We start from the raw sequence: 26,790 nt of genomic DNA, 5'->3' as shown, positions 1-26,790 counted from the left end.
TGTTGAAAAACACTCTAGTCAATTATAATTATCAAATTTTCGTAAAAGGAGTAGAGTGATGTTGATTTCCATTACAATATGTTCGCTCTAAAATTTAAAAAACAATTACGATCGTTTGTAGGTAAAATTAAAATTATTGAAACACTTTAACATTTAAATCGTTAATAAATATGAAAAAATGAATTTTAACATCAATCCTATTCCACTAAATTTTGTTTTCCCTATAGACTGTGTTATTATTCAAAACTCTGACACTAATCTTTTACATAAAAGGATTAGTGTTTTTATTTAGTTTAAAGCGTTTCATAATGTTTTTAGGAAATAATTCATGTCTTGAGGAAATAATTCCTTTTCGAATTAACTCACCAACAGCATAAGAGCGATTATTGGCATCGAGTTTTTTAATTGCAGATTTTATCTATTGCTTACTGTAAGTTCACTAATATTCATGGAATCTGCCATTTCCTTTGTGCTTTCACTCCAAGCAATTCGTTTCATTACAGAGAGTAGTTTATCATCTATTTTCAGATTATCTTTAAATTCAGTTGAACAAATTTAACCAACATCCTTATGAGGTGTTCATGAGGATGTAAAAAAGGAAAAAGATGTATTATGCTTACTCATGAGAAAGTAAAACGCAAAAAGAAGTAAACATCCTACTCATAAATGGTTAGAGTGGGAGTATAATACAGTCCTCCAATTATTAAAAATCATTTATTGTAATTTGAATTAATCCACAAATTCAGAGTAAAAATAGTATAATGATTTGTATTTAAATTTCATTAGTAGTATAAATATTCAATTTGCTATTTGTTAGAGTTAAAAAGGGGAGAGTTTGAATTTGTCTGCATCAAAAAAATCGATTTTTAAAGGGACTTCATTTACGAATTTTTGGGTCTCACGAATGTTTACTTCAACATCATTTCAGATGATATCGGTAGCAATTGGATGGCAAATGTATGATTTGACACATGACGCGTTTAGTCTAGGGCTTGTAGGTTTAGCACAATTTATTCCAATGGTCTTACTTACTTTAGTAGTTGGTCAAGTTGCTGACAGAGTTGATCGTCGGAAAATTGTTTTCATATGCCAAATGGTAGAAGCTTTAATAGCATGCCTTCTTTTATATGGTAATTTTGCTAATTGGCTTAGCAGAGAGGAAATATTAATTGCTGCTTTTATACTCGGTGCTTGTCGATCATTTGAAGGACCCGCTTCTTCGGCATTATTACCTCAAGTTGTGCCAAAATCTATTTTACAACAAGCTATTTCATGGAGTACATCTGCAGGTCAAACAGCGCAAATACTTGGGCCATCTCTAGGTGGAGTATTATTTTCAGTAGGACCTGCATACGTATATGCAACCTCAGCAATTGCATTATTACTTTCATCAATCTTAACAATTTTTATAAAATTAGATAGTGAATTTATCCGTAAAGCTGAGCCAGTCACTTTACGTACAATGCTTATGGGGTTAGAATTTGTCTATAAGCATCCAATCATTTTAGGAACGATATCACTTGATTTGTTTGCCGTTTTACTTGGTGGAGCTACAGCACTTTTACCAATTTATGCGCAAGATATTTTACATACAGAAGCTTGGGGCTTAGGTTTGATGCGTACTGCACCAGCAGTTGGAGCATTAATAATGTCTCTAATTTTAGCTTATTTCCCACTTAAAAGATCTTTTGGTTCGATATTATTTGCAGCGTTAGGTATTTTTGGATTAGCAACAATGCTATTTGCAATTTCAACAAACTTAGTCATCTCATTAATTGCATTATTTATAATTGGAGCTTCAGATGTGGTCAGTGTAGTAATCCGTTCTTCGCTTGTTCAGCTACAGACACCGGATGATATGAGAGGCAGAGTAAATGCTGTAAATTCGCTATTTATTGGAACTTCAAATCAACTTGGCGAATTTGAATCTGGAACAATGGCTGGATTAATTGGTGCCGTACCAGCTGCATTTATAGGTGGGCTTGGAACGATAGTAGTTGCTGGACTTTGGATGTATTTATTCCCTTCACTTAGAAGAATTAATTCACTTTCTGGAGACAAAACAGAAAAAGCAGGATAATTTGTTAAGGAGGATTTATGGAAAATACTAAAAAAACATTTGAAACGATTGATGAATATATTTCACAATTTCAGCCTGATGTTCAGGAAAAATTACAAGCTTTAAGAAATTTTGTAAAAGAGGTTGTACCAAATGCGGTAGAGAGAATTAGTTATCAAATGCCTACATTTGCGCTAAATAAAAATTTAGTACATTTTGCTGCATTTAAAAATCATATTGGATTTTACCCTGGTGCAAGTGGAATTGCAGCATTTAAAGAAGAATTATCCGTTTATAAAGGCGCTAAGGGTTCCGTACAATTCCCGATAAACGATCCACTTCCATTTGATTTGATAAAAAAGATTGTAAAATATAGAGAACTTGAAGATATTAAAAAAGCTGAAGAAAAATTAAAAATGAAAAAATAAGTTCATAACCTCTGAGGCTAATTTTAGCTTTGGAGGTTTTTTAGTAAAAAGAACTGATCATTTGGTTCAAAATTTTGTATAATATTTTCCAGTATATAAAATACTTTATCCGTTATACTAAACTTGTATTTAATAGGGATAAATAAATAATGAATGATGAAGTTGAATTTTTTTTTAGTAAAGTATGTGAAAATATTCACAATGTGTATTTGGGGGACAGTAGCGATTAGAAGAAAATTATTGATGATTGGAAATGGAATGGCAGGAGTTCATTGTATAGAAGAAATTCTAAAAAGAAATAAAAATTTATTTGAGATCACAATAATTGGAGATACCAGAAAACCACTTAGCTGCTGCAGGATGACCCATATAATCAGTGTATGAGGTTCTTCTAGGAGAACCATAAATTCCGAGAATATGCATTGTAGTCGACATTAAAAACATACGGATAGCCCATGTGAAAATCTGTATAAACGCTAATTTTTGGAGTGATTTTGTAAGTTTTTTTCCTGTTAAATACGGAATAAGCCAAAAGGTTAATCCGAAAAATGTCATTGCAACAGGTGTAGCAACTGTAATATGAAAATGTCCAACAATCCAAAGTGTAAAAGGTTTCTAGTAAAATATCGTATTAAAAAGGGGATATATTAAAGAGAAAAGGAGTATAAAATAGGAGCATTGATGGTTCTTATTTTTTATTTGATGAAATATTTAAAGTTTACGAGGAATCGATTAAAAAAGGTAGAATTAATGATTAAAGTTGAATTGAAAAGTTTGGGGTGAGTTATATGACTAAATCTATCCATTGCGATCGGTGTTTAAAGGAAATAAGGATTAAAGGAGATCTCGTTACTGCTACGATGTTTTTTCAAGTTGTTCCTTATCATGAAGATTGTTATGCAAAAGATTTAAAAGGTGCCAAAACACTTTTGTTAAACAATCAACCAATTAATGGTTTCTCTGGTAACTTTTTAACATTACTAGCAATTGCGGTTTTTATCGCGTCATTTTTTATTGATGATAATTCGATGATCTATTTATCAGTTTTAGCGCTGATCGCAATATTGTATAGACTATACTCATTTTTTATTTTTGAAAGACATTTAGAGAAGTAGAAGGATCGATTGAAGGTGAAAAGGCTAAGCGAGCTATTTCGTGGGAAGTTTTAAAAAATAAATAGTGAAATAAAGGAAAAAACTCTGATAGACAGAGTTTTTTCTTTTTATTTACCAAAATTTCCAGCGAATTGCATTACAACTGCTTTAACTTCTTCAAGTTTATCTGGCTTTAATAAAGTAATCATCTTAGGAACAAATTGTTGAACTTCTTCTAATGAAAAAGTACCTTCATCTTGTTTTCTGAAGTTTTCTAAAAGAATTTCCCTTGCTTCATCTTCTTTACCTTCTTGAACTCTTTGTAAAATGAAATTTAAAAACATTTCTTGACCTTGCTTGTCCATTCTTGTTGCCTCCTATAAATCATTTATACAACCATAAGGTGTTATTTGAATTATAACACCTTATGGTTGTATGTCAATTTTATTTTTCGAATCATTCTTCGTTATTTATTAGCCATATTATAAAAATTTATTATTTAATTTTTGAAGAATAATCATATTATCGGCTTTATGTTATGTAAATCAATTTTAATTGATTGAAAAATGCTATAATTTTTTATGGAAGATGATGGAACCTATTTCAAATAGGAGACTCTTAAAATTATTAATTAATAGAATAGTTTATAAAAAGGTGGTAATCGCAATTAATAAGAAAAAAATAGCAGTATCATTTAGTGGTAAAGATTCAACTTTGGCATTGCATGATCTTATGCATTCTGATGAATTTGAAGTAGTAGTACTAATCGCATCAGTTACTGAACGATTCAATCGTACGAGCATTCATGGAGTTAGGGTTGAATTATTGGAGGCACAAGCAGATTCAATCGGTCTACCATTAAAGAAAATTTGGATTCCGGAAAATTGTTCTAATCAAAAATATCAAGAAATTATGACAAAGGTAAATTTAGAGCTAAAGGAACAAGGGATTGAAAATATTGCATTTGGAGATTTATTTCTTGAAGACATACGAAAGTATCGAGAGGAAATGCTTAAACCATTAGGCATTAATCCAATCTTTCCTTTATGGGGTGAAGGGACGACAAATGTGATTGAACGCTTTATTTCCTTAGGCTATAAAACGATTATTACTTGTGTTGATTTAACTAGAATATCAGAAGAATTTTCTGGTAAAGAAATAGACTATCAATTAATCAACCATCTCCCAAAAGAGGTTGATCCTTGTGGTGAGAATGGAGAATACCATTCATTTGTATTTGATGGTCCTATTTTTAAATATCCTATCCAGTTTGGCATTGGAGAAAAGAAGCTAACTGCTGATGTTTATACAGGAGAAACTAGGTTTTGTTATACAGATTTAGTTTTTGCTTGAAGAATGTTTTACACTTTAGAATTAATAAATATAAGTTTAAAATAGACTGTTAAGTGGAAACAGTCTATTTTATAATAATAAACTATAAATAAAATGAAATTGTTCTATCTTACTGTTTTTTCAAATTTGGTCCCCAAGGTGGTTCTGCACCTGGATTCACCGTAATATTTTGTTTTGTTAATCCGACCTTCTTAGCATAATCATCTAACATTTCAAAAACGGTTAAGCGATGATACGAACCATTGGTAAAACGTGGTTCATTTCTTCTTTTTGGATCCACTTGCAATAGTGACACCGAGTCTTTAGCCATATGATCATTGAATTCATTTATTGGTACACTAAAGTCGATCTGTTCATTATATCCGTTTGCTACAGTAATTATTGTAACCTCCCCCATTTGCTTGTTCGGAAAAAGAGGGTCCTTTTTCACTGATACATTTATTTTTGCAATTCCATTTGAATCTGTTAATTCTGTACCTAAAACTTTACCTAATGAATTGATTACAATAATCCTAGCACCTTTAATAGGTTGACCAGTTTCTCCTGAAGGGTCAGCTGTAGGGCCAACTTGAACTGTAAGTGTTGCAGAAACTTCATTCAACTTTTCTGCTAGCGTTAACTGAGAAGTACTTAAAAAAATGAAAATGCTCAAAATAGTTGTAATATATATTTTTTTCATCTATTCACACCTTGTGTTAATTTTTACTGTTTAGTTTAAGTAAAATTATTTAAATGTATTCTTTTAATAAATCGAAGTTATATAACTATAAAGTTGACATATAAGGAGTTGTGCCAAATGATAACGAACTTATACATAGTCAGACATGCGCATTCAATTTATACTCCTAATGAATTGGGACGACCTTTATCAAAAAGAGGATTTACTGATGCAATTATTGTTACTAAACTACTATTAAAGGAAAAAATCGACTTCGTAATTTCAAGTCCATATAAACGTGCAATTCAAACCGTGGAAGAGATAGCCAAATTATTAAATTTAGAAATTATAATAGAAGAAAATTTTAAAGAGCGACTCCTATCACTAGAGCCTGTTGAGGATTTTGAAAAAGTAATAAGAGAAGTTTGGATGGACTTTAATCAATCGTTGAATAGTGGAGAGTCAAATTATACAGCCCAAAAAAGAGGAATAGAAGTTATTACTAAACTATTAAAAATTTATTCCGGTAAAAATATTGTTATTGGTACGCATGGTAATTTGATGGTACTAATTATGAACTATTTTGATCAAAAATATGATTTCAATTTTTGGAATGAACTTGCTATGCCGGATATTTATAAATTAACCTTTGAAGGCGAATCATTAGTTGAAGTAAAAAGAATATGGAATTAATGTTAGTCTAATACATGATTAGTGATAACTGATTGTAAAAAACGAAAGAAGTAGCTTATACTCGATATTTCTATTTAGTATTCTTCTAAATATTGCTGTAATTGAATAGGGTGAAAGATATCTATCATTCTTTATTTTTCAGGAAATTAAAGAATCGTAGAATGAGAGATGATATAATATTTCTAAGTTATTTCCACTAAATGGTTATTGGACGTGACTTTATTAAAAAGCAGTTTTAGAAAAACACAAGTGAGGATCACGCATGTTAGAATTCAATGGAAAACACAATAATGGAAAAATACTACTTGATTATGTTGATACAAATGTCATTACACGATTAAAAACAATTTTGGATACTGAATGCTTTGCAAATTCAAACATTGTTGTCATGCCAGATTGTCATATATCTAGTGGAGGCGTCATGGTAGGTTTTACGATGACCTTGAATGATTTTATTATTCCTTCGATCGTCGGTGTAGATATTGGATGTGGAGTTAGTGCATACCATCTAGGGCGTATGAAATCAATAAAGAGTGAAAAACTTGATAAGTTCATCCGAAAAAATATCCCGATAGGTTCAAATATTCATGAGGAACCGGTGATTGAACCGGTAGAAATTGCAGAAGCGATTGAGAGACTTAATCTGAACTATATGTATGTAATGAATAGTATTGCAACGCTAGGTTCTGGAAATCATTTTATAGAAATTGATAAAGATGAGAATAATCATTTTTGGCTTGTAATCCATACAGGTTCAAGAAATTTCGGATTTGAAATTGCAAAACATCATATGAATGTCGCTAAAGAAAATATGAAACAATTATTCGGTGAAAATTACAAAGGGTTCGAATATTTATCAAAACAGGAAGACAAGGATGCATATTTAAGAGATCTATCAATTGCTCAACATTTCGCTTCGTTAAATAGAGAAACAATTGCTAAAATCATCATTGAAAAATATTTTAAACTCGATTTTGATTCAATTAAAAAAATTGAATCGGTACATAATTATATCGACCTTCAAAACAATATTCTAAGAAAAGGCGCAATATCAGCTAGTGAGGGTGAAGAAATAATCATCCCGTTTAATATGGCATATGGATGTGTTGTAGGAAAAGGTAAAAGTTCAAGTGAGTACAATTATTCAGCACCACACGGGGCAGGACGAATTATGAGTCGAACAGACGCTGCATATAAAGTCGACTTAGATGTTTATCAAAAAGCAATGAAGGGCGTATATACAACCTCTGTTAACAAACATACAGTCGATGAATCACCAATGGTATATAAAAAGCCTAAATTAATATTAGAAAATATTACTGAACAGATTGAGATCGATTTCTTCATGAAACCGGTTTATAATCTCAAAGCTGATAAATGACCTCTCTATTATGAGAGGTTATTTTAATTTATATTTTAAGTTCTTTCTCCCCATTATCAGTATAAAATTATATAAATCTACTTATTTTGACACCTATTCTTTTACAAAATGGGGGAATACTATGTTGAATAAGTTAAAACGGTTCTTAGTAGTACTTCTCATTTTTGTACTGTATCTTGGATTGTCGTTGTTAGTTGGAAATTTTCTTTGGAGATTAGTTGAGTCAATCAGATAAGTGGAGAAAATATTAAAGGGATTTAGTACTTCTCCTTTGAATATAAGTCTCCTTCCTAAAGCGTGTGAAGGACTTTAGGCCAACGGTAGGTGGGAGATGAATTGCCTTTTGACGATCGAAAAACATATGGTTATATGTTGATCAGTAGCTATATAAGATTGAGTGGACAAATATGACATAGTGCGAAAACCAAGCCCGTCACCCTTCTACTCTTAAAATAACTAAGGTAACAAAAGAACCTCCATTCGTTGGATATCTACCGCAGGAACTGTGGGAAGTAACGCTCTTGTAGATGAGAGGTTGCTTTCGTCACCACGGAATCGAGAAGCCCCCACCTCAAGCGTTAGCGAAGTGGTGGGAGTGGTTCACTGACTTAATTCCAATCATTACTCAAATAGTTTACTAGTTTTGAACATAAATCCACATTTTTGTCGATTTTTTTTATTGTGATTATTTCCAAGTAGGTCAATATGATTATTAGTAGGGGCATAAATTAAATGAAGTAGAAATTATATTTGTTGTGGTTATTATTAGGAGGTGCAAAATTGAAGATCGTTTTTTTTAGAAATCTTAATAAAATTGAAACATATGCTGCAAATAGAAAACAAATAAAGTTGAATCTTCCTAGTAAAGAAGAGGCTAGTGTTATATTTGGCCTAACAAGAAAGTTTGAATTTGATAATCGTTGTGCAAGACCACCACAAATCAGCGGTACTGTTGTAGCTTCTGTTACTTGTAATAGAGACAAGGATATTCGAATTTATTTCTATCCAATCTCCCAAACTATATATCCAGAGAAGGCGAAATCTCAATTTCATAATGATGTATTACCTAAACTTAAGAAATGGATTGATCATCAAGTATCAAAACCAGAAACTGCAGTTTTAGGGATTGAAGAATTTATAATCGAATGGAATGGAAAAAATCATATATTCCATCAAATTAAATTTTTATAAAACAGGTTTTAAAGACGGTAAAGTTTAATACCGTCTTTTTTTTACTTTTTGTTACATATAATCATTAAGATAACTTAAATCACTTAATTAAATTAAGTTTTTTAAGTTTTTTTGTGGTAATCATTAAATTAATTATATATAATAGCTTTAGAATTCAATCTTAAGGGAATAGATAAAGGGGCTCTAAACGATGTATCAAGAACAAAGATTAGCTTTGATAATAAAGTATTTGGCTTCAAATAATGAGATTACTTTAGAAGAAATATGTAATATGCTTAGCGTTTCAAAGGATACAGCAAGAAGAGATCTCGTTAAACTTGAAGAACGCGGGGAAATTATCCGAATTAAAGGTGGAGCAACACTCCCAACTTCTAATCGAAATTTAACCGATTATAAAGAACGAAATGCCACTGAAGGCAAGGAGAAAATTGCGCAAAGAGCATCATTTCTTATTCGCGAAACTAGTGACTTATTGATGGATACATCCTCAACTTGTGCTCTCATGTCAAAATTTATGTCAGGTAAACAAGTTAATGTGATTACAAATTCAATTGATATAGTTGATTTATTAGGTGAGTATGAAGAAATTCAAACCTTTATGCTACCAGGAAAATTTAATCGGAAAAATAGAAATTTAGTTGGCCCTAGGACAATTGAAACATTAAATGACTACAAAGTTGATCAGCTTTTTCTAGGTGCTTGTGGAATTAGCACAGACGGAATAACTTCACCTGATGAGGAGGAAGCGTTTTTAAAGAAAAAAATGATCAGTTGTGCAAAACAAGTAGTTTTATTAGCAGATCATACAAAGTTTGAAAAAGTATTTCTGCACAAGGTAAGTGATATTAAGGGGATCGACATCATTATTACAGACAAAGATCCAGATGAAGAATTTAAAAGAAAAATAATCGAGTACAATATTCATTTAATTAGTTTAGAAGAAGAGGAAAGTGAGAGGGTTTCAGATGAAAAAAATTAAGGTTGGTTTAGTTGGATATGGTTTTTCAGGAGCTACCTTCCATGCACCATTTATTAGTGTTCTAGAAGAATTTGAATTAACAAAAGTTGTTAGTTCAAAAAAGGAAGATGTTCAAAGAGATTTAGGAGATGTAGAAGTAGTATGTAGTTTAGATGAAGTACTAAAAGATGAATTAATTGACTTAGTTGTCATTACTACGCCAAGTGGTATGCATTATGAAATGGCAAAACAAAGTTTAGAAGCTGGTAAACATGTCATTTTAGAAAAACCGATGGTCGTGGAAACATGGGAAGCAGAAGAGTTAATTAAGATTGCTGAAGAAAAGAATCGAGTACTAAGCGTTTATCATAACAGAAGATGGGATAATGACTTTTTAACAGTTAAAAAATTAATAAATGAAGGTGTATTAGGAGAAATCAATACATATCAAGTTCACTTTGACCGATATAGACCAGAAGTAAGAAATCGATGGAGAGAAAATCTTGGTCCTGGTTCTGGTATGTTATATGATTTAGGTTCGCATTTAATTGATCAAGCTTTAAGCCTTTTTGGACGACCTCAATTCATCTCAGCGGATGTGTTTGCACAAAGAGAAAATGCAGAAACAGATGATTATTTCCATATCATTTTAGGATATGACAAACTACGTGTAATCTTACATTCTGGTTCCATCATCCCAAGTAACGGACCACGCTTTCAAGTGCATGGAAACAAAGGGAGCTTTATAAAGTATGGATTAGATGGACAAGAAGCTGCACTAAAAGAAGGTAAAAAACCTACTGAACAAACATGGGGAACGGATGAACCAAAGTTCTATGGAAAGCTCTATACTGTTGACGGCGAAAAAGAAGTAGAAGAAACGATTGAAACAATTCCAGGTTCGTATACAACATATTACAAGAAAATTGCTGAAAGTATTCTAAATGGTTCCAATGCTCCCGTTACAGGTATAGAAGGGTTATCTGTTATCAAAATCATTGAAGCAGCACTGAAAAGTAGTGAAGAAAAGAAAGTGATCTATTTATAATTGGAGGTTGTATGGAAGAAATAACTATTCAACAAAAACTTGAAGAAGTAAGGAATCAAGAAGAAAAGCTAATCTTTAATAGTTTTTCAAATAAAGATGCTTTAGAAATTGGTTTATTAATAATTGAAGCAGCTAAAGAGTTGGATAAACCAGTTGCGATAAATATTTTAAAAAACGGTCAAAGTATTTTCCATTATGCAATGGATCATACATCACCAGACCAAGATCTATGGATCAAGCGAAAATCTAATATTGTTCTTCGTCATCATTGCAGTTCTTATTATATGAGACTTTACAATGAGATGAAAAATAGATCCTATAATGAATTTTACTCAGCCAGTCCTTCTGAGTTTGCTGCACATGGTGGGGCATTTCCTATTAAAATTGAAGGATCAGGCGTAATTGGCGTCATTACTGTTTCAGGTTTAGCTCAAGAGGATGATCATAATTTGATTGTGGAAGCATTAGCCAAATTCCTAAATAAAAGGATTTAATTTTAAGGATTAGTTAATGAATAATGTTGTTATTTGATTTACTCGAACGGTTGTAAAAATAACTGGGAGCGAGTGAGTTTTAATAGTATTAGTGGATAAAATTTATCAAATCAAAGGCAGGTTAATTCAATTATCGGAAGGAAAATAGTAGATAAAAAGGGAATTGTTTGATATATCATATTACATAAAGGAGAGAAGGCTATGAGTAAATCATTTATTGAACAAGTACATTATATAAGAATTCCTGTAAATGATTTAGAACTTTCTGCTCAATGGTATAAAGATGTATTAGGGCTCCAGTTATTAAACAATACTGAGGAACTAGCGATTTTAAAAGTAAATGAAGGACCTTTCTTACTTATCTTAGTTCCTACAGTAGATGAAACCTTTGCACATTTTACAATTGATAATAAACAAGAATTTAGTATTGGCTTTACAAGTCCAGAATTATCTAAATTTCATCAACACTTAATTGATCATCAAGTTAAGGTCGAGGATATAAAAGTAGATAATGGTCACGCCTTTTTCCACTTTTATGACCCAAATGGTAATAAACTTCAAGTACACTGGTAAGTTTATATTAAATAAATTACCTTATTTCATTAATAGGTGATTTAGCGAAATAAGACCGGGAACGTCCAAATCAGACGTTCCCATATTTTTTGCCTGAAAAACAAAAATACCATTTAACAACGCCAACTTCAAAGGATCGCAATTTCGGCTCTTTTTTTAAATGAGTCACGATCTACACTATTTGGTACGGTTTCAGTTTTTTGAAATAAAGGGATTCAATAACTTCACCTAGAATATTTAAAGAACAATTCGCACAAACCAATTTAATTATGAGTAAAAATCAATACATAAGGTGGATAAACAGTGAACATTAGAGAAATCAAACTAGAGGATGCAGAAAATTTTGCAAAACTAATTATAGAAGTTGAAAACCAGGCAGATTTCATGCTTTATGGAGCAGGAGAGAGGAATATAACAACTGAAAAACAACTTAAACAGTTTGAAGTGATTGAAAAATCCCCAAATTCTACAATATTTGTTGCGGAAGAAACTTCTGGCAAGTTAGTCGGTTTTGCGTTTGCAATTGGAAGTACCGCAAAAAGGAAAAAACATTCCGTCTATCTTGTCATTGGAATTTTAGAGGAATTTACAGGTAAGGGAATTGGGACAAAATTATTTCAAGCATTAGAAGAATGGGCAATTAATCATAGTATATTCAGATTAGAATTAACTGTTGTAAAACAGAATGAAGCAGCAGTAGGTTTATATAAAAAAATGGGTTATCAAATCGAAGGAACAAAAATAAATTCCTTGATAATAGATGGTAAAAGCTTTGATGAATATATTATGGCTAAAATATTATAATGGATTGACCTTAATAGTTTTGGAAATTGTTGGTGGAATTGCTGGATGGGCTTTGAATTATTTTTTTGAAAAATCAGTAAAAATCTATTAATAATTTTAAAATTACGTAAAGGATAATTTTTAAAAAAATAGGGAAAATTTTTTCAAAAAATTACCATTTTCATTTTCCTTTCATTATTGTATGGGATTATAAATTGTATTTAAATTACATATGAAAGGGAATGATATTTTAATGTCAACTGCAAAAGAAGTTTTAAAGTCGTCAGTTAGTAAAATACCACAATTGACACTGTTATTTTGGATCATGAAGATTGCTGCAACAACCCTAGGAGAAACAGGTAGTGATTTAGTTACTGTACCTGGAACAGAAGATAATTATTTAACTCCTTTTCTGTTTTTCGTAGGTGTATTCGCTGTCTTTTTAACGATTCAATTGTTTGTAAAAAGATATGTATCAACCGTCTATTGGACTGTTATTCTATCTACTAGTCTTGCAGGTACAGCGTTTTCAGATTATATGGATCGGTCATTAGGGTTAGGTTATATGAAAGGCTCACTAATTCTAATAAGTTTACTTGCTATTATTTTTATTTTTTGGTATTTTACAGAGCCAACGTTAAACGTGAAATATATTGCGACTAAAAGAGTAGAAGTTTTATATTGGGTTGCTATTCTTGTTTCTAATACATTAGGGACTGCAGCAGGTGATTTTTTATCACATAAAACTGAAGGGGTAGGCACATTAGCAGGTGGAGGAAGTTACCTGGAACAAGGGTTAGGATTAACGATCGCTCAAGGGGCAATGATTACAGGGGGTCTAATTTTATTAATTCTTTTAGCATACTGGTTTACAAATTTAAATAGAGTATTTTTATTTTGGCTAGCGTTCGTACTCACACGACCATTCGGAGCAACTTTTGGAGATTTCCTCATTAAACCTCAAGAAAAAGGCGGGTTAGGATTAGAGAATGGTACACAAATCGCATCTGCTATTTTATTAGGTGTTCTAATAGTCTGTATCATCATCCAGTTTGTAACAAATAAATCAAAATTAAACAAATCGGAAATCAATGAATCTGATATTCAAGTTAGTTAATTTCATTTAAGGTTTCTATAATAGGAGAGTGGGAGGTAAGTAAGATAACTAACTTCCCACTCTCCTATTTTATTAATATTTTATACAAGGGTGTTTTCACATAGATTGTTGCTATTTTAACTATACGCTTAAAGGGTGCTAAGGTACTTGTTTGGGAGGTGCTTTTTCAATGATGGAACATGTTTATTGATTTTACTGATTTTTCGAAACAGGACCATATCGAGCTTTTCCTTTACTAATACATTATTTTATAAAAGCTACAAACTTTACGAAAACAGCCAAGAACAAAGATTATTCAAGCATTCTAAATATAAATATCCGACCTATTTCAATTTTGAAATAGGTTTATTTTTTTGTTTTCCTATCTATTAGAATGGTAAAAACAATAGAAATGTACTTTATCAAAACAAATTTTCTAAGAAAAATAAAGTGCTTTTCAACTTGAAATGCACCTTAATCAAGAACAATGTCGAATAATAATGGGTGAAATGAAAAATGAAACGATTTTAATAGAAATAAAGGAGGGGAAATTTGGTAATAAAAAAGAGCATATAGCATGCTCAATTTTTAGTTCTTGCTCATCTTGATCTGTTTTGAGCGTTTGGACTGACGTAATATCACTCCAGCAATGAATAATACACCTGAAAGTACATCTAAAATGATGTACACTTCTTTGGAGAAATAACCTAAACGATAGCCACCAGCAAGAATTAAAACTACAAAACCAAGGATTAAAACAATATTTCCTAATTTCATTTTTTTACGTCCTTTCAAGGATGAATTGTTTTGATTAAATTGCAAAGGAGACATACATGTTTAACAAGATTTGGAAAATTATGTTAAAATAATTTTAATTAATTTTCTCATCATGTCAACTATGGTAACTCAGGATGTATTTGCAAAAACAGGAGATGTAGTAGGAAGTTATGTGAAGGTGAATTCTGTGAGCCGAAATTCTGATGGAACGGTAAAAGTAAATTATACAGTCTTAAGAAGTATTGATTCGAGTGCGGGGGGGGATATCAATTGGATATGGGTGGGATTCGATGTATAGACAAAGTGATACTCAAAAAGTAAATACTAAAAACAAAAAGGTACATACTCACTTACAGTTCCAAAGCCAAAAGTAAACCTAATCGGTCGAGAAAATTTCTATGTTTATTTAAGAGCCGTTATCCATAAGAAATTTGCTAAAAGTGTATTTAATGCACCTACTTCAAAGAAAGTTTCTTATCATACGGTAACCAAAAAAGAAGCTGCATCATCCTATATCGTTTGTGATGTTGGAGCAGATGTAGTGATTACTTTCGCTGCACCTGGAGGGAAAGTTGCAAAAGCTGTAGTGCTAGTTGTTTGGGAAGGGTATAAAAAAATATCAGACTTAAGAAGTGTAACGAATACAACAAAAGGAATTCCTAAAATGTATGCTGGACAATATTATAAAACAACAACATGGTATGAAGATTTCAAGTTAAAGACGAATACTAAAGTTTGGACAAATAAAGAATGGTACACGAAGGATGTAAAACCGATTTTTGACGGAATGACTAATTACAATTTTTAATATTACAAGGAACGTGTGGTAAAATCATGGCAATCTAAAGAACGATAAAAAAGGGGGATAATTCACTAGAAAGTTAAGACCTTATATACGATTAAGGTCTTTTTTATTTTAAACAACAATTAAATTGAAAAGAGACTTATAAAAAAAGCTGCTAAAGCAGCTTTTTAAGAGTTGTTCCAGTAAAAATAAAGATTAAGTTATTTAATCTCTTTTAAATCTAGCCATTCAGAATATGTCAAAATGTTTAGTTCATTTTTTTTACTTATGACATAACCGACAATCGTTTTAAACTTTTCTGGATCAAAATTCATTTGAGCTTTATCAGCTTTTTTTTCAAATCGATGGTTAGTAAATACAATTGATTGTTTCGTCTTAATTGCTAAGTCAATTTGATCTTTAACCCATGAAATGTCGGTACTAGGAAGTAAATTAATCGTACGAACTTCATATTTTTTGATATTGTTTGTTTGTATTCCATCCTTTATGGTACGAGCACTTCGATAATGTTCGTCCTGCAAGGTTTTCAAAGTATCTTGATTAAAAGATCCATATGGATAAACAGCGATATTACTTGCTCTTGTAAAACAGTGTTGATCAAGCCATTCCCGTGCATCGTTTAATTCATTCTTTTGTTCTTGTTTATTTAAACTTGCTAAATGTCGATGGGTATTTGTATGATTCATCAAATCCCAACCAGAACGATATAAAGTATCTAATTGACGTAATGACATGTATCCTTTAGTACCTATTTTCGATGGAATAACAGCAATACTTCCTTTAATTTCATTATCTTTTAAGATTTGAAAACCTTTCGTAAATTGCGTTTTCCATCCGTCATCCATTGTAAAAATAATGTTAGCTTTATTTTGGTTTTTTTGAATTTCTTTTGGTGTTTGCACTTTACTTTGTAAATTTTTACAATTAGTAGTTTGCAGCAAATTATTTTGTGGTTTTGGTTGTGACAAATAAGATGCACTACTTTTCATAAATGGATATGCTATCAAAAATGATGAAATTAGAACAGCATATACGATAACAAGTTTTTTATCCAACGTTCTTCATTCCTTTATCCTTTTCTAATTCATAAATTCTCCCAGATCGTGAAACTTTGTTCCAATCATTACGGTTTATAAAATAGGAAATAGTTCCATATAGTACAAAAAATAATGTTACAAAACGATAGACAAATAAGTCTAAAATAATTGTAACCATCAATCTGATCATTTCTTTGCCTTTAAATTTAACGCCATAATAATTGGCCAAATACATAGCAAATAGACTATAAATAAAATTTAAAGATACAACACCAATCAGATAGAATAATAGTAGATTTTGAGCATGTCCTATATTTGTAAATAACATATAGCCAAAATTAAAAAGCGTAAAATAAATAGCAACTGTACCTAAAATAAAAGAATCGATTAACATAAAGAAAGAAACAGTGCGAAATAAAAAGGTCTTTATAAGCATTGGAAAATAATAAATGACACAATCAATAAATGCCTTTTGCCAACGAATCCTTTGTTTAAATAAATCCTTCCAGGTTTCTGGACACTCTGTATAACATACAGCATTGGGGACAAAAACCATTCTTTTACCAGGATTTTTTAAAATGTATTGTTGAAATTTTAAGGTAATGTCGATATCTTCTCCTAAAGTCTTTCTATATCCACCAACTTTAAATAAAATTTCTCTATTAAAAACTCCGAATGCTCCGGAAATAACGGAGAGTGCATCGAATTTCGCAAGAGAAACTCTATTAATATAGAATCCTTTTATGAATTCAAAAATTTGAAATCGAATGACATGATTTACTTTTAAAGTACGATCGATATTATTTTGATTAAATTGAACACCTTGAAGGGGGTGCACCATTCCACCTGCTGCTAATACATCAGGATCTTGGAAAACTTCATTCAGGACATCCAATGCGTCGTTTGCAAGAATACTATCTGCATCTAAAGTTACGACTAATTCATTTTTAGAGTATTCGATTCCAGCGTTTAAGGCGTCATGTTTTCCACCATTTACTTTGTCTATTACGTATACATTAGGGTAAATAGTCGATTTATAGAAGTTTTTGATTTTATTACTCTTTAACTGATTTGATATTTTTCGCTCTTCCGGTGTTAGACGAAGAAGTTTATGTAAAATTTTCATGGTTTCATCTTGAGAGCCATCGTTAATATAAATCACTTCTTTTGCTGAGTAATCTAATCTATTAATACCTTTAATAGCTGTTTCGATAATGCTTTCTTCGTTAAAGCATGGTATGAGTATGCTAATGCTTTTATTAGTTCGTACTATGTTTTGTTTTCGTTTCTTACGATTTAAAAAAATTGGAAGTGCATTAATCATATGTAAGATTGGGAAGAAGGTACATAAAAATAGGGTGAGTATTGTAACAAATTGCATAATTAAATCTCCTTAAAACTTGTATGTTACGTCATTTATAATATGTGAGAATGAAAACTCATAATCAATCAGTCATAACTAAATTAGATTTCTACTTCGATTATTTTAACGAGATTTTGGTTTGATTAATATGTTATTTTTTGAACAATTTATTTCAAAATGAATACGAACAATACAAATATTAAAATGTTTTTGAAATTCGTAGTAATTTCACGTACCGTATTTTATTTTTAATAAAATAAAGTTAATTGGTAGATAGAAAAAGAAGTCAAAGTACTAAAGATATTGCTTAAAAAATGCACTAAAATATAGAGGCGATTATTAATTTTGAGGTGAAATAGTTTGTATTTCCTTGAAGTGTAATGACAAAAAACATATATCATTTAGAAAAACAATGGCCTAATCTATACTCATTGTTGTGATCAATGGATTGAAGGAGAATTAGTTGTAAAAAAAATTCATGAAGTTGATAAAGATAAATATAAAACAAAACAGCCGAAAACTTAATAAGTTTCAGCTGTTTTGATATTCGTTATTTTAAATGAATTAAAGTATTATCTAACAAATAATCCTACAATCGTTCCAGTTAAAACTGAACCTAGCGTAGCAATTAATAATACTTTTAAACCAATTTTAGCAAAAAGCTCTGATTGTTTTTTATCAATTGCAGCAATCGCACCATATATAATACCAATTGATGAAAAGTTAGCAAATGATACTAAGAATGAAGACACGATCGCAACAGTTTTTGTTGTTAAATTAGGAATGATTTTTTGGAAATCAAGCATTGCAACAAACTCATTTGCGGCAACTTTTGTACCCATAATTGATCCTGATCGTACTAATTCATCTGTTGGGATACCCATGATGAAAGCAACAGGTGCAAAAACATATCCTAAAATTTCAGTAAATGTCATGCCGATAATCGAATTGAATACGAAATTAATCATTGCAAGTAAACCAATGTAGGTTATTAACATTGCACCTACAATTAAGGCAACTTTACCACCGTCAAGTGCACCGTTACCGATGGCTTCAAATAATGACTTTTCTTTAATCATTTCTTTGACATTAATATCTTCATCTTGTTCTGATGTAACAGGACATGCCATTGAAGAAAGAATTAAACCAGAGAACACGTTGATTGGCAGTGCAACTAGTACATATTCTGGGGGAATCATTTGCATATATGCTCCTAAGATCGAACATGATACCGCTACTAACGAAGATGTAACGACAACAAATAATCGGTTCGGTGTTAGTTTATGTAATTCAGTTTTAACAGAAAGAATTGCTGTTGTATCACCGAATACCATACTATTTACAGCAACGAATGACTCAATCTTTGGTAATCCTGTAATTTTTGCAACTGCACCACCGATATATTTAATGGCTAACGGTAGTATTCTTGTGTAAGTCAAAATTGATAATAATGAAGATACGAATATGATCATCATTAAAACATTAATCCAGAAATAACCCTTTGTCGATAAATCGCCGAATACAAATGCAATACCTTCGTTACCAAAAGATAAAACTTTATTAAAGAAAGAGACGATCTTTTGTAAAACTGTTCTTCCAATTGAGGTTTTTAGCATAAACCAAGCTAAAATCAATTGAACCACTAGCATAATTGCAACAGCTTTATAGTTAATGTGCTTTTTATCATTAGACATTAGCCAACAAATAATAAGTATCAAGATAATGCCAATGATTGCGATAATATATGACATTTATTTTCCTCCAAACTACAAAATCATAGAATAATTTCTAATTTGCAATCTTATTGTTACCAATCAATATAAAAATATCATTAAATAATGTAATGTATATTTATATAAATAGCTGAACTAATTTCATGCCACCCCATACACCTATAATCCCACAAATTGCTGAAAATACGGGTGGTGCTGGAATTGGTAATTTAAAGAATGTAAATACAACTCCAACAATTAAACCTGCGATTAAGCTCATAATTATTTCATGCATATTTACTAACTCCTTTTTTGTTCAACACTTTTTTTTGTATATACATCAATCATCTCTGTTAATAGGGTATTATCCCCAAAAATCCTAGCTAATACAAATTACTTCACGAAAGGAAACTTTTTTGTAAAACAAATGGTTGGTAGGTAAAAAGATTGTTTTTAAAGAATATATTTGTAAAGAAAATTCTAATCTTGATCAGTTAGAAGATTTTCAAGTTGAAAGGGGCTTACTGTTGCAAGAAATTCATGATTTTACGTTATTTGGTGAATATGCAGATCACTTTGAATACTTAGCAAGCGGAAAAGATGGCGATGTTTACACAAGAGACAATTATGTAATAAAAGTATTTAAGGAAGATGGAAAAAGTCGAGATGATGGAATGAAACTTCACCTTCTCGAAAAAAGTATATACTATCCAAAAGTACATGCATTTACAAATGATTTTATGGTAAGTGATCGTATATTTGGTGAAACTTTTTATCAATTAGATGGACACAGTAAAAATTTGTGTAAACAATATGAAACAGAGATTAATCAGGCGATATTTGATGCTCAAAATGCAGGTTTAAATGCATTCGACCTACATAATCATAATTTAATGTTATCGAATGATGGGGAAGTTCGAATTGTTGACGTCGGACGATTCTCTCTTGAAGAGGAAACTCTCCAGCTAGGCTTTTTTAAATCTTTATTTGGAAGTTCCAATCGACGAAACCGAAAACATAAAAGACGTCATGATCACACATCCTCAAGGCATCATTACAGGCACTCCTCATCGTCCGTACGTCACCATCGTAGACATTCAATTTCATATAGCTCATACTCTTCCTAAAAATAAATAAATCGCAATTTCTAGGTAAAGGTGGTTCACAGATTGTTGAAATATAAAACGGTCAATAGTTGAAAACGAAATTTAGTCGAAAATTATTGATGTTTAAATTCATTTTTATATAATTTATTAACGATTTTAAATGTTAAAGTGTTTCAACATTCTTAATATACCAATAAACTATAGTAATTTTTTATTAAGAAATTCAGAAAAATAAGAGCAAATTTTAGATAGATAGTTCTAAATGATTTGTTTATAACTTGAAGTTCAATCTAAATTGACTTACAAATAGAAATTATTTTGTTTTGTTACACTTAGTAAATGATATTTAATTAGGTTTTAATCGTAAACTTTTTATGATGAATTAGTTGATTGGAATGGAGGGATGCTCGACTCCTATGGGATAAGCGGGAAGGCTGAGATCCCGCAGGCTTACCGAGGAGTCTCTGGTCTCGCCCCATGGAAAGCGAGCATCCTGTAATGGAAATCAACATCATTCTACTCCTTTACGAAAATTTGATTATTAATTGCCTAGAGTGTTTTTCAACAGCGAAATCCCTTAAGGGAGGATTTTTTTCTCAATTGCATAAGTTATAATGGAATGGAAAAACTAACCAATATTATTAATTGTATTATTGGAGGGCAAAATGTATAAATCAATCATAACGTTTATGCTTTTAATCTTTCTTGGTTTTTCCTTCGATCATTTCATGGTGGCAGAGGCTAGTGTATTTACGAAAGAAATGTTAAAAAAAGAAATCGAGAATTACGGAGAAAAAGCAACTAACAAAATCCCGGCATCCTATAGTAAAAAAGATGCGCTAAAAAATGGAGATATATTAATAATAGGAAGAACTACTAACCATAATGAACGAATTCAAAAATTTATTAATAACGTAAAAAATAAGAAGCCTGACTTTATTCGATTTGTTGAATTTACTTCAAAAGGTGATCCAGTCATTACAGAATATCAATATAATGGAAAATTAATTTATTATCGATTTGATAGTTCAAGGGATCGAACAGACCGATATCGAAAAGGTACATTTGCGATGAGTAAATTTGTTACTGGACCAAAAGTATTAGAAGACTATTGCCAAAAGCTAGTCGTAAATTCAAATACGTCATATTTAACAAATTGTTATCATTTTGATAAAGTGGAATTTTAATCTTTAAAACGTCGGTTAAAAAATCGGCGTTTTTTGTATTTTAGTTGAATGAGAGTGTAAAAATTTCACTCACCGTAATTTATATGCAAACAAATTTAGAACTTAAAATTTAATATTCTTACTAAAACTTAATGAACAGCTTTTCAAATTTTAAATTTCACGTACCGTAATATATTCCTTAAAATATTTCTTTTAACGATAAGATGGACAAAAAGTTCCAAACTAAACTATAATTTCTACATATAACGAATAAAACTACTACTAAAATCTGGAAATAAAAAAGATTCACCAAAGGAGTAAATAAAATGACAGAAAATATAGTTCAAAATAAAAAAACTGAGTTAATAAAATACATACCTCCAAAAGGAGAATTTACAAAATTTTTGTCTGATGAGGATTATTTAGAAAAAGGACGATCTTGGGGTTTATTTAATAAAAATCCAAAACATAATTTTTTATTTAAAGGGCAAGACTTTCAAGTAAATGTAAAGCTTGTTGGTTATGAAACTTATGGAGTTACGGATGAGTATCATACAATTATTATTGAATATGAAGATGGCAATTTAACATGTATTCATCCTGCTTATTTAAAAGAAATGCAATCTCCAAGCTTTAAGAAAGTATACACTGTTGGTGAAAGTGATACGAAGAACACTGAAGAGAAGAAAACAGAATCAGAAACAAAGTCGAAAGAAAGTAATTCTAAAGCTACTACAAAGAAAAAAGTAGAAAAGAAAGAGGAAGTTTCAATTACATTACCAACTGATAAATCACATTTTAACGGCACAGTTAAAGAATTTAGTACAAAATATAATCATTTCAATGATAGTGAAGAAGAAATAATAATTTGGGAAAACGTAGCTGTCAAAGGAGATCAGGATTTAGTAATTGGAAATGCTTGGTGTTCATTGAGCAAAACTTTAAAATCAGCTGAATTAGAAGTAGGTAAATCTTATCAATTTGATGGAAAAGTAGTTGATAAGAAACTAAACAAAGAAGTTAAATATAAACTAAATAACCCTTCAAAGGTTGCGGAGATTTAAACCGAGAATAGAAGTTTCAAATTAATTTATATCGGATCAAGCTAATACAAAAAAGCTAACTAGTTCAGTTAGCTTTTTTGTATTGCAATATAAAACAGTCAATAAGGAAAAGCGAGCATCCTGTAATGGAAAGACATCACTCTACTCCTTATACGAAAATTTGAAAATTAATTGAAAAGATTGTTTTTCAAAAACATGATAAAAAGTTAACTAAAACAGTTAGCTTCTTTATTTCTAAAAATCCTTCTATTATTATCAAAACTAAGTAAATGGTTACATGTTTTTGTTCTTTTAGACAAATAATTTAATAAAACACAATAACTATAAAAAAGGTAATAAGAGTATAATCCTGAAAATTAGTAACTTAAGTCATGTATTACTACTTTTTACTTATGATAAAAAGAAGTTTAGTATCTTAATACACTTATTTAAGGGGGCGTATTTGTTGAGAAGAAGTAAAATTATTATAACGTTTCTTACTTTTACTTTAGCAGGTTCTTTATTTTCAAATACAGCACTTGCAAAAGAGGATAATGTTAATACTTATGAAAAGATTGATCTTGTAGGTCTTGGAGATTCCATAACATTTGGTTTCAATTTAGGTAATACGAATAGTATACCATCAGATTATGCGTTCCCTTTTCTTATTGGTGAAAACGCAAACCTTGAAGTTCGTGATTTAGGCGTTCCAGGTTGGACGACAGCTAATCTTTTACAAGCAATAAAATATGATACCAATTTCAGACAATCAATAAAACATGCAGACTATATTACTTTGGACATAGGTAATAATGATTTGTTACATACTTTGAAAAAAAGTAGTCAATTAGAACAACTCCCAGGAAAAATTGCTTCAATGATGCCGAAATTAACAGGGAATTTAAATAAAATAATTAAGGAAATTCGTGAACTTAGCGATGCTCCGATTGTTTTGTACAATATCTATAATCCATTTCAAGTAAATAATCAACCGATGCATAAACTATCAAATCAATTATTATCATTCATCATTAATCCTAAAATTGCTAGCATTGCACGTAAATACAAAAATGTAAAAATAGCTGATGCTTTTTCTGCGTTTGATGAAAAACAAGCAACGTATGTAAGACAGGGTGATATACATCCAACAATAGATGGACAAACTGTACTAGCTAATATCGGAAGGAATGCGCTCGGTATAAAAAAGTAATAATTTTGTATTAAGTTTTTTAAATTTAACTTAATTATAGTTATCGATTAACCATAGATTGTGGTTAATCTTTTTTTGTTGTTTTATTTCTTATGTTAATTAATTTTGAATGGAGACATAACACATTCATCATAGAACTATATATTAATATTTACTAAAAATGCCGCTGGGATTTTGATTTTATATTTAGGAGTGATCTAATGGAAAGTATCCATGAGATACTAAATGAAATTACATCAGCTAAAGAGGGTGATGTACTAGCTACAATTATTCATGTAGAAGGCTCAGCCTACCGGAAAGAAGGAACTTCCATGTTATTTAAGGGAAATGGGAAAGAGGTTGGCTTACTAAGTGCCGGCTGCCTTGAAGCAGATTTGTCATATCGAGTTCAAGAAACAAGAGAACGAAAAACACCTCAAACTGTTATTTATGACATGAGTGCAGAAGATGATTTAACATGGGGCAATGGAGCAGGGTGTAACGGAACTATTACTGTACTGTTGGAGCCAATTGATGAAATTATGTTTAATTTACTAACTAAATTAAAAACATTCCTATTAAATGGTACGAGTGTATCGATGATGAAAATTTTGTCGGATGATAGTAATGACGTTGAAACTTTATTCTTAGTGGATGAAAAGACCTTTTTTGGAAATTGTAATGAAGGAAAATTAGATCAGGTTAAAAGTGTTCTTAATAAATTACATTATACTAATCAAAAAAGTGGGCTACGAACGATTGAACCACTTGAAACTAAAACGTATTTACATACTTTTCATCCAAAGCCTCGATTATTCGTGTTTGGTGCAGGTAAGGATGCGATGCCTTTAGTAAAACTTGCATCTTTAGCAGGATTCTTTGTAACTATAACCGATTGGCGTGCGGATCTATGTTCTAACGAATACTTTCCAGACGCAGAACAAATCCTAGTGGGCTTTCCGAGTGAAATCATACCAAAACTTAAATTGACTGCTTCTGATTCTGCTATCATCATTACCCATCAATTCCAAAAAGATAAGGAAATATTAAATCATATTTTAAATAGTAATCTTAAGTATTTAGGAGTTCTTGGTGGGGAAAAACGAATCCAACGACTTTTGGAAGGTAAAAAAATAAATACAGAAATAAATAGTCCAGCTGGCCTACAAATTGGAGCTGAGGGCCCAGAAGAGATTGCAATCAGTATTGTTGGTGAATTAATTCAGCGACAAAGAATAAAGAAGATATCTAAGCATGAAGAATAGTAGAATCATTGCAATTTTACTTGCTGCTGGTAGTAGTAAAAGAATGGGGCAGAATAAAATTTCACTTCCTTTAGGTAATTGTACAATTGGAAGTTTCGGGTTACGGAAATTTATCAATTCTAATATAGACCATGTTTTTGTCGTAACAAGAGAAGATGATTCACTAAATTGGATTAGCAAAGATCTTTTTCAAAAACCTTATAAAGATTCATGGACACATGTTCCATGTACAAATGCTAACAAGGGACAATCATATTCTTTAAAATGTGGTTTAACTCAAGCCCTAAAAACAAAGCCTTTAGGGGTCATGATCCTCCTCGCAGACCAACCTTTTTTATCGATCCAAACGATTAATGAATTACATCAAACTTATTTAAAGCGTATTAGTGACAATTTATCAATTCCTTATTTAGCAGCAAGCTTTCAAGGTGTTCCTAGACCCCCAATCATCCTTTCGCCAAATATGATACCTGACTTATACATGTTAAATGGAGATGAAGGAGCAAGAGCAATTATTCAAAATCATCCTAATTTAGAAGGTTTGTTAGTTGAATTTGAGAATAAGTGGGATTTTTTCGATATCGATACAAAAGAGGCATATGATGTAGCGAAAGGAATTGAGCTTAATGGTGATTAATCAAGGACATGCAAACTCACATTATCCTGCTGTATGGTTTCCAGATACACTTGAAAAAGCATGCAAATTAAAACAGGAATTCCTTAATGACTCATGCATAATCGCAGGTGGAACTCTTTTACAAACTTATTGGGAAAAGGGAGTACAGTATCCTAAAAATCTAATAAGTATTGAAAACGTAAAAGAATTGCAGGAATATAAGTTGATGAAAAATAATCGTCAAACCTTTATCCTAATTGGAGCATTAACCACTTTAGATTGTTGTAGGAGTAAACCAATTTTCCTTGAAAATGTCCCAATATTAGTTGAAGCCATTCGTAATATTGCATCTCCAGCTATTCGAAATAGAGCTACAATTGGGGGAAATATTGCAAATGGTAATGGTGATGTCATTCCAGCATTATTAGTACTTGATGCGAGTCTCATATTATATGATGGAGATCATATGCGAGAAATAAAATTAACAGAATGTATAAAAGATGAGAAATATCTATCAAATTCCATTCTCGTGAACGTTAAAATACCTGTACAAACAAAGAAAGCTAGTGAAAATTATTTCTATAAAAAAATAGGATTAAGAGAGAGTTTTTGTCAAAGTGTTGTGAGTATTTCTGGTTATTTCAAAATTGGCAAAAAAAAGATGATCGAACAAGTACATTTAGCAGTTAGTGGTAGCTCATTTTCACCTCAAAGGTTAGTTGAAACTGAAGAGATAATTAAAAAGTTATACCTACCATCTTGTCAATTAAATGAAATAGCTCAAGCAATCAAAAAGGAATTCAAACCTCCTTCTGACCATTTTACATCCTCAAACTATAAACAGGAGATTACAACTAATATTATTGTTTCCGAGATTACTAAAATAGTTAATAGATAAGAGG

Annotated in this window: 28 protein-coding genes and 1 pseudogene; 21 read left to right on the top strand and 8 right to left on the bottom strand. The window is 30.9% G+C overall.

What is annotated here, in order from left to right:
• Window positions 1-841: 841 nt before the first annotated feature.
• A complete protein-coding gene (locus ACFVRR_RS06870) occupies window positions 842-2,080 on the top strand; it encodes an MFS transporter (RefSeq protein ID WP_387326212.1) in 1,239 nt (412 codons plus the stop codon).
• A 17-nt stretch (window positions 2,081-2,097) separates the two neighbouring features.
• Window positions 2,098-2,487, top strand: coding sequence for an iron chaperone (locus ACFVRR_RS06865; protein ID WP_387326209.1), 390 nt, complete (start codon window positions 2,098-2,100; stop codon window positions 2,485-2,487).
• A 330-nt stretch (window positions 2,488-2,817) separates the two neighbouring features.
• Here ACFVRR_RS06865 and ACFVRR_RS06860 read toward each other — a convergent pair.
• Window positions 2,818-3,093, bottom strand: a pseudogene (locus tag ACFVRR_RS06860) (cbb3-type cytochrome c oxidase subunit I); the annotation flags it as partial.
• Window positions 3,094-3,275: 182 nt separating this feature from the next.
• On the opposite strand from ACFVRR_RS06860, the gene ACFVRR_RS06855 reads away from it, so the two are divergent.
• Entirely contained in the window at window positions 3,276-3,602 is a 327-nt protein-coding gene (locus ACFVRR_RS06855) for a hypothetical protein (RefSeq protein WP_387326206.1), read from the top strand.
• Between the two features lie 107 nt (window positions 3,603-3,709).
• Here the strand turns inward: ACFVRR_RS06855 and ACFVRR_RS06850 are convergent, their stop codons facing one another.
• The gene (locus ACFVRR_RS06850; RefSeq protein WP_069032177.1) at window positions 3,710-3,946 is read right to left on the bottom strand and encodes a hypothetical protein; all 237 of its coding nucleotides are present in this window, start codon (window positions 3,944-3,946) and stop codon (window positions 3,710-3,712) included.
• Between the two features lie 226 nt (window positions 3,947-4,172).
• On the opposite strand from ACFVRR_RS06850, the gene ACFVRR_RS06845 reads away from it, so the two are divergent.
• Entirely contained in the window at window positions 4,173-4,934 is a 762-nt protein-coding gene (locus tag ACFVRR_RS06845) for a Dph6-related ATP pyrophosphatase (protein WP_387326203.1), read from the top strand.
• A 109-nt stretch (window positions 4,935-5,043) separates the two neighbouring features.
• On the opposite strand, the gene ACFVRR_RS06840 is transcribed toward ACFVRR_RS06845, so the two are convergent.
• Window positions 5,044-5,613 (bottom strand): hypothetical protein, encoded by a 570-nt coding sequence (locus ACFVRR_RS06840; RefSeq protein WP_387326201.1) that lies wholly within the window; start codon window positions 5,611-5,613, stop codon window positions 5,044-5,046.
• Window positions 5,614-5,730: 117 nt separating this feature from the next.
• Here ACFVRR_RS06840 and ACFVRR_RS06835 point away from each other — a divergent pair, with 117 nt between their 5' ends.
• The 9 genes from ACFVRR_RS06835 (at window position 5,731) to ACFVRR_RS06795 (ending at window position 13,830) form a co-directional block, all read left to right on the top strand.
• Complete coding sequence (locus tag ACFVRR_RS06835; RefSeq protein WP_387326200.1) at window positions 5,731-6,285, top strand: histidine phosphatase family protein; 555 nt, start codon at window positions 5,731-5,733, stop codon at window positions 6,283-6,285.
• Window positions 6,286-6,547: 262 nt separating this feature from the next.
• A complete protein-coding gene (locus ACFVRR_RS06830; RefSeq protein WP_387326198.1) occupies window positions 6,548-7,666 on the top strand; it encodes an RtcB family protein in 1,119 nt (372 codons plus the stop codon).
• Window positions 7,667-8,446: 780 nt separating this feature from the next.
• Window positions 8,447-8,857, top strand: coding sequence for a hypothetical protein (locus ACFVRR_RS06825; RefSeq protein WP_097977039.1), 411 nt, complete (start codon window positions 8,447-8,449; stop codon window positions 8,855-8,857).
• Window positions 8,858-9,047: 190 nt separating this feature from the next.
• On the top strand, window positions 9,048-9,836 hold the full coding sequence (locus ACFVRR_RS06820) for a DeoR/GlpR family DNA-binding transcription regulator (protein WP_387326195.1): 789 nt from the start codon (window positions 9,048-9,050) through the stop codon (window positions 9,834-9,836).
• Entirely contained in the window at window positions 9,823-10,863 is a 1,041-nt protein-coding gene (locus tag ACFVRR_RS06815) for an oxidoreductase (RefSeq protein WP_387326193.1), read from the top strand. Before ACFVRR_RS06820 ends, ACFVRR_RS06815 begins: the two co-directional genes overlap by 14 nt.
• Window positions 10,864-10,874: 11 nt before the next feature.
• The gene (locus tag ACFVRR_RS06810; protein ID WP_387326191.1) at window positions 10,875-11,357 is read left to right on the top strand and encodes a heme-degrading domain-containing protein; all 483 of its coding nucleotides are present in this window, start codon (window positions 10,875-10,877) and stop codon (window positions 11,355-11,357) included.
• A gap of 201 nt (window positions 11,358-11,558) precedes the next feature.
• Window positions 11,559-11,930: a VOC family protein gene (locus ACFVRR_RS06805; RefSeq protein ID WP_387326189.1), complete on the top strand. Its 372-nt coding sequence runs from the start codon at window positions 11,559-11,561 to the stop codon at window positions 11,928-11,930.
• Window positions 11,931-12,233: 303 nt separating this feature from the next.
• Entirely contained in the window at window positions 12,234-12,734 is a 501-nt protein-coding gene (locus ACFVRR_RS06800) for a GNAT family N-acetyltransferase (RefSeq protein ID WP_387326187.1), read from the top strand.
• A gap of 232 nt (window positions 12,735-12,966) precedes the next feature.
• Window positions 12,967-13,830 (top strand): COG4705 family protein, encoded by an 864-nt coding sequence (locus tag ACFVRR_RS06795; RefSeq protein WP_387326185.1) that lies wholly within the window; start codon window positions 12,967-12,969, stop codon window positions 13,828-13,830.
• A 567-nt stretch (window positions 13,831-14,397) separates the two neighbouring features.
• Here ACFVRR_RS06795 and ACFVRR_RS06790 read toward each other — a convergent pair.
• Window positions 14,398-14,586 carry a hypothetical protein gene (locus tag ACFVRR_RS06790; RefSeq protein WP_387326183.1) on the bottom strand — a complete coding sequence of 63 codons (189 nt, stop codon included), beginning with the start codon at window positions 14,584-14,586 and terminating at the stop codon, window positions 14,398-14,400.
• A 541-nt stretch (window positions 14,587-15,127) separates the two neighbouring features.
• Here ACFVRR_RS06790 and ACFVRR_RS06785 point away from each other — a divergent pair.
• Window positions 15,128-15,394 (top strand): hypothetical protein, encoded by a 267-nt coding sequence (locus ACFVRR_RS06785; RefSeq protein ID WP_387326180.1) that lies wholly within the window; start codon window positions 15,128-15,130, stop codon window positions 15,392-15,394.
• Window positions 15,395-15,591: 197 nt separating this feature from the next.
• On the opposite strand, the gene ACFVRR_RS06780 is transcribed toward ACFVRR_RS06785, so the two are convergent.
• From ACFVRR_RS06780 to ACFVRR_RS06765, 4 genes are all read right to left on the bottom strand, one after another.
• Window positions 15,592-16,446, bottom strand: coding sequence for a polysaccharide deacetylase family protein (locus tag ACFVRR_RS06780; RefSeq protein ID WP_387326178.1), 855 nt, complete (start codon window positions 16,444-16,446; stop codon window positions 15,592-15,594).
• Window positions 16,439-17,809 (bottom strand): glycosyltransferase family 2 protein, encoded by a 1,371-nt coding sequence (locus ACFVRR_RS06775; RefSeq protein ID WP_387326176.1) that lies wholly within the window; start codon window positions 17,807-17,809, stop codon window positions 16,439-16,441. The genes ACFVRR_RS06780 and ACFVRR_RS06775 overlap by 8 nt, the downstream gene beginning before the upstream one ends.
• Window positions 17,810-18,363: 554 nt before the next feature.
• Window positions 18,364-19,542 carry a NupC/NupG family nucleoside CNT transporter gene (locus tag ACFVRR_RS06770; protein WP_387326174.1) on the bottom strand — a complete coding sequence of 393 codons (1,179 nt, stop codon included), beginning with the start codon at window positions 19,540-19,542 and terminating at the stop codon, window positions 18,364-18,366.
• Between the two features lie 100 nt (window positions 19,543-19,642).
• The gene (locus ACFVRR_RS06765; protein ID WP_129691109.1) at window positions 19,643-19,798 is read right to left on the bottom strand and encodes a XapX domain-containing protein; all 156 of its coding nucleotides are present in this window, start codon (window positions 19,796-19,798) and stop codon (window positions 19,643-19,645) included.
• A 232-nt stretch (window positions 19,799-20,030) separates the two neighbouring features.
• Here ACFVRR_RS06765 and ACFVRR_RS06760 point away from each other — a divergent pair, with 232 nt between their 5' ends.
• The 7 genes from ACFVRR_RS06760 to ACFVRR_RS06730 all read left to right on the top strand — a co-directional run bounded on the left by ACFVRR_RS06760 (window position 20,031) and on the right by ACFVRR_RS06730 (window position 26,786).
• Complete coding sequence (locus tag ACFVRR_RS06760) at window positions 20,031-20,630, top strand: protein kinase family protein (protein ID WP_387326171.1); 600 nt, start codon at window positions 20,031-20,033, stop codon at window positions 20,628-20,630.
• A gap of 644 nt (window positions 20,631-21,274) precedes the next feature.
• A complete protein-coding gene (locus tag ACFVRR_RS06755; RefSeq protein WP_387326168.1) occupies window positions 21,275-21,796 on the top strand; it encodes a DUF4362 domain-containing protein in 522 nt (173 codons plus the stop codon).
• 305 nt (window positions 21,797-22,101) lie between these two features.
• Entirely contained in the window at window positions 22,102-22,839 is a 738-nt protein-coding gene (locus tag ACFVRR_RS06750; protein WP_387326165.1) for a hypothetical protein, read from the top strand.
• A 445-nt stretch (window positions 22,840-23,284) separates the two neighbouring features.
• Window positions 23,285-24,028 carry an SGNH/GDSL hydrolase family protein gene (locus ACFVRR_RS06745; RefSeq protein ID WP_387326163.1) on the top strand — a complete coding sequence of 248 codons (744 nt, stop codon included), beginning with the start codon at window positions 23,285-23,287 and terminating at the stop codon, window positions 24,026-24,028.
• A gap of 200 nt (window positions 24,029-24,228) precedes the next feature.
• Entirely contained in the window at window positions 24,229-25,272 is a 1,044-nt protein-coding gene (locus tag ACFVRR_RS06740) for an XdhC family protein (RefSeq protein ID WP_387326161.1), read from the top strand.
• The gene (locus ACFVRR_RS06735; protein WP_387326158.1) at window positions 25,262-25,909 is read left to right on the top strand and encodes an NTP transferase domain-containing protein; all 648 of its coding nucleotides are present in this window, start codon (window positions 25,262-25,264) and stop codon (window positions 25,907-25,909) included. The genes ACFVRR_RS06740 and ACFVRR_RS06735 overlap by 11 nt, the downstream gene beginning before the upstream one ends.
• Entirely contained in the window at window positions 25,899-26,786 is an 888-nt protein-coding gene (locus ACFVRR_RS06730) for an FAD binding domain-containing protein (RefSeq protein ID WP_387326155.1), read from the top strand. The genes ACFVRR_RS06735 and ACFVRR_RS06730 overlap by 11 nt, the downstream gene beginning before the upstream one ends.
• Window positions 26,787-26,790: the final 4 nt, after the last annotated feature.

Source organism: Gottfriedia sp. NPDC057948 (assembly GCF_042887255.1).
GTDB lineage: Bacteria > Bacillota > Bacilli > Bacillales > Bacillaceae_G > Gottfriedia.
The sequence above is the reverse complement of the archived record's forward strand: the minus strand, read 5'-3'. Positions and strand labels throughout refer to the sequence as shown.

Coding starts and splice junctions, on each gene's coding strand:
- ACFVRR_RS06865 (WP_387326209.1), top strand. CDS start 2,098: ATGGAAAATACTAAAAAAACATTTGAAACGATTGATGAATATATTTCA.
- ACFVRR_RS06855 (WP_387326206.1), top strand. CDS start 3,276: ATGACTAAATCTATCCATTGCGATCGGTGTTTAAAGGAAATAAGGATT.
- ACFVRR_RS06850 (WP_069032177.1), bottom strand. CDS start 3,946: ATGGACAAGCAAGGTCAAGAAATGTTTTTAAATTTCATTTTACAAAGA.
- ACFVRR_RS06845 (WP_387326203.1), top strand. CDS start 4,173: ATGGAACCTATTTCAAATAGGAGACTCTTAAAATTATTAATTAATAGA.
- ACFVRR_RS06840 (WP_387326201.1), bottom strand. CDS start 5,613: ATGAAAAAAATATATATTACAACTATTTTGAGCATTTTCATTTTTTTA.
- ACFVRR_RS06835 (WP_387326200.1), top strand. CDS start 5,731: ATGATAACGAACTTATACATAGTCAGACATGCGCATTCAATTTATACT.
- ACFVRR_RS06830 (WP_387326198.1), top strand. CDS start 6,548: ATGTTAGAATTCAATGGAAAACACAATAATGGAAAAATACTACTTGAT.
- ACFVRR_RS06820 (WP_387326195.1), top strand. CDS start 9,048: ATGTATCAAGAACAAAGATTAGCTTTGATAATAAAGTATTTGGCTTCA.
- ACFVRR_RS06815 (WP_387326193.1), top strand. CDS start 9,823: ATGAAAAAAATTAAGGTTGGTTTAGTTGGATATGGTTTTTCAGGAGCT.
- ACFVRR_RS06810 (WP_387326191.1), top strand. CDS start 10,875: ATGGAAGAAATAACTATTCAACAAAAACTTGAAGAAGTAAGGAATCAA.
- ACFVRR_RS06805 (WP_387326189.1), top strand. CDS start 11,559: ATGAGTAAATCATTTATTGAACAAGTACATTATATAAGAATTCCTGTA.
- ACFVRR_RS06795 (WP_387326185.1), top strand. CDS start 12,967: ATGTCAACTGCAAAAGAAGTTTTAAAGTCGTCAGTTAGTAAAATACCA.
- ACFVRR_RS06790 (WP_387326183.1), bottom strand. CDS start 14,586: ATGAAATTAGGAAATATTGTTTTAATCCTTGGTTTTGTAGTTTTAATT.
- ACFVRR_RS06775 (WP_387326176.1), bottom strand. CDS start 17,809: ATGCAATTTGTTACAATACTCACCCTATTTTTATGTACCTTCTTCCCA.
- ACFVRR_RS06770 (WP_387326174.1), bottom strand. CDS start 19,542: ATGTCATATATTATCGCAATCATTGGCATTATCTTGATACTTATTATT.
- ACFVRR_RS06765 (WP_129691109.1), bottom strand. CDS start 19,798: ATGCATGAAATAATTATGAGCTTAATCGCAGGTTTAATTGTTGGAGTT.
- ACFVRR_RS06755 (WP_387326168.1), top strand. CDS start 21,275: ATGTATAAATCAATCATAACGTTTATGCTTTTAATCTTTCTTGGTTTT.
- ACFVRR_RS06750 (WP_387326165.1), top strand. CDS start 22,102: ATGACAGAAAATATAGTTCAAAATAAAAAAACTGAGTTAATAAAATAC.
- ACFVRR_RS06740 (WP_387326161.1), top strand. CDS start 24,229: ATGGAAAGTATCCATGAGATACTAAATGAAATTACATCAGCTAAAGAG.
- ACFVRR_RS06735 (WP_387326158.1), top strand. CDS start 25,262: ATGAAGAATAGTAGAATCATTGCAATTTTACTTGCTGCTGGTAGTAGT.
- ACFVRR_RS06730 (WP_387326155.1), top strand. CDS start 25,899: ATGGTGATTAATCAAGGACATGCAAACTCACATTATCCTGCTGTATGG.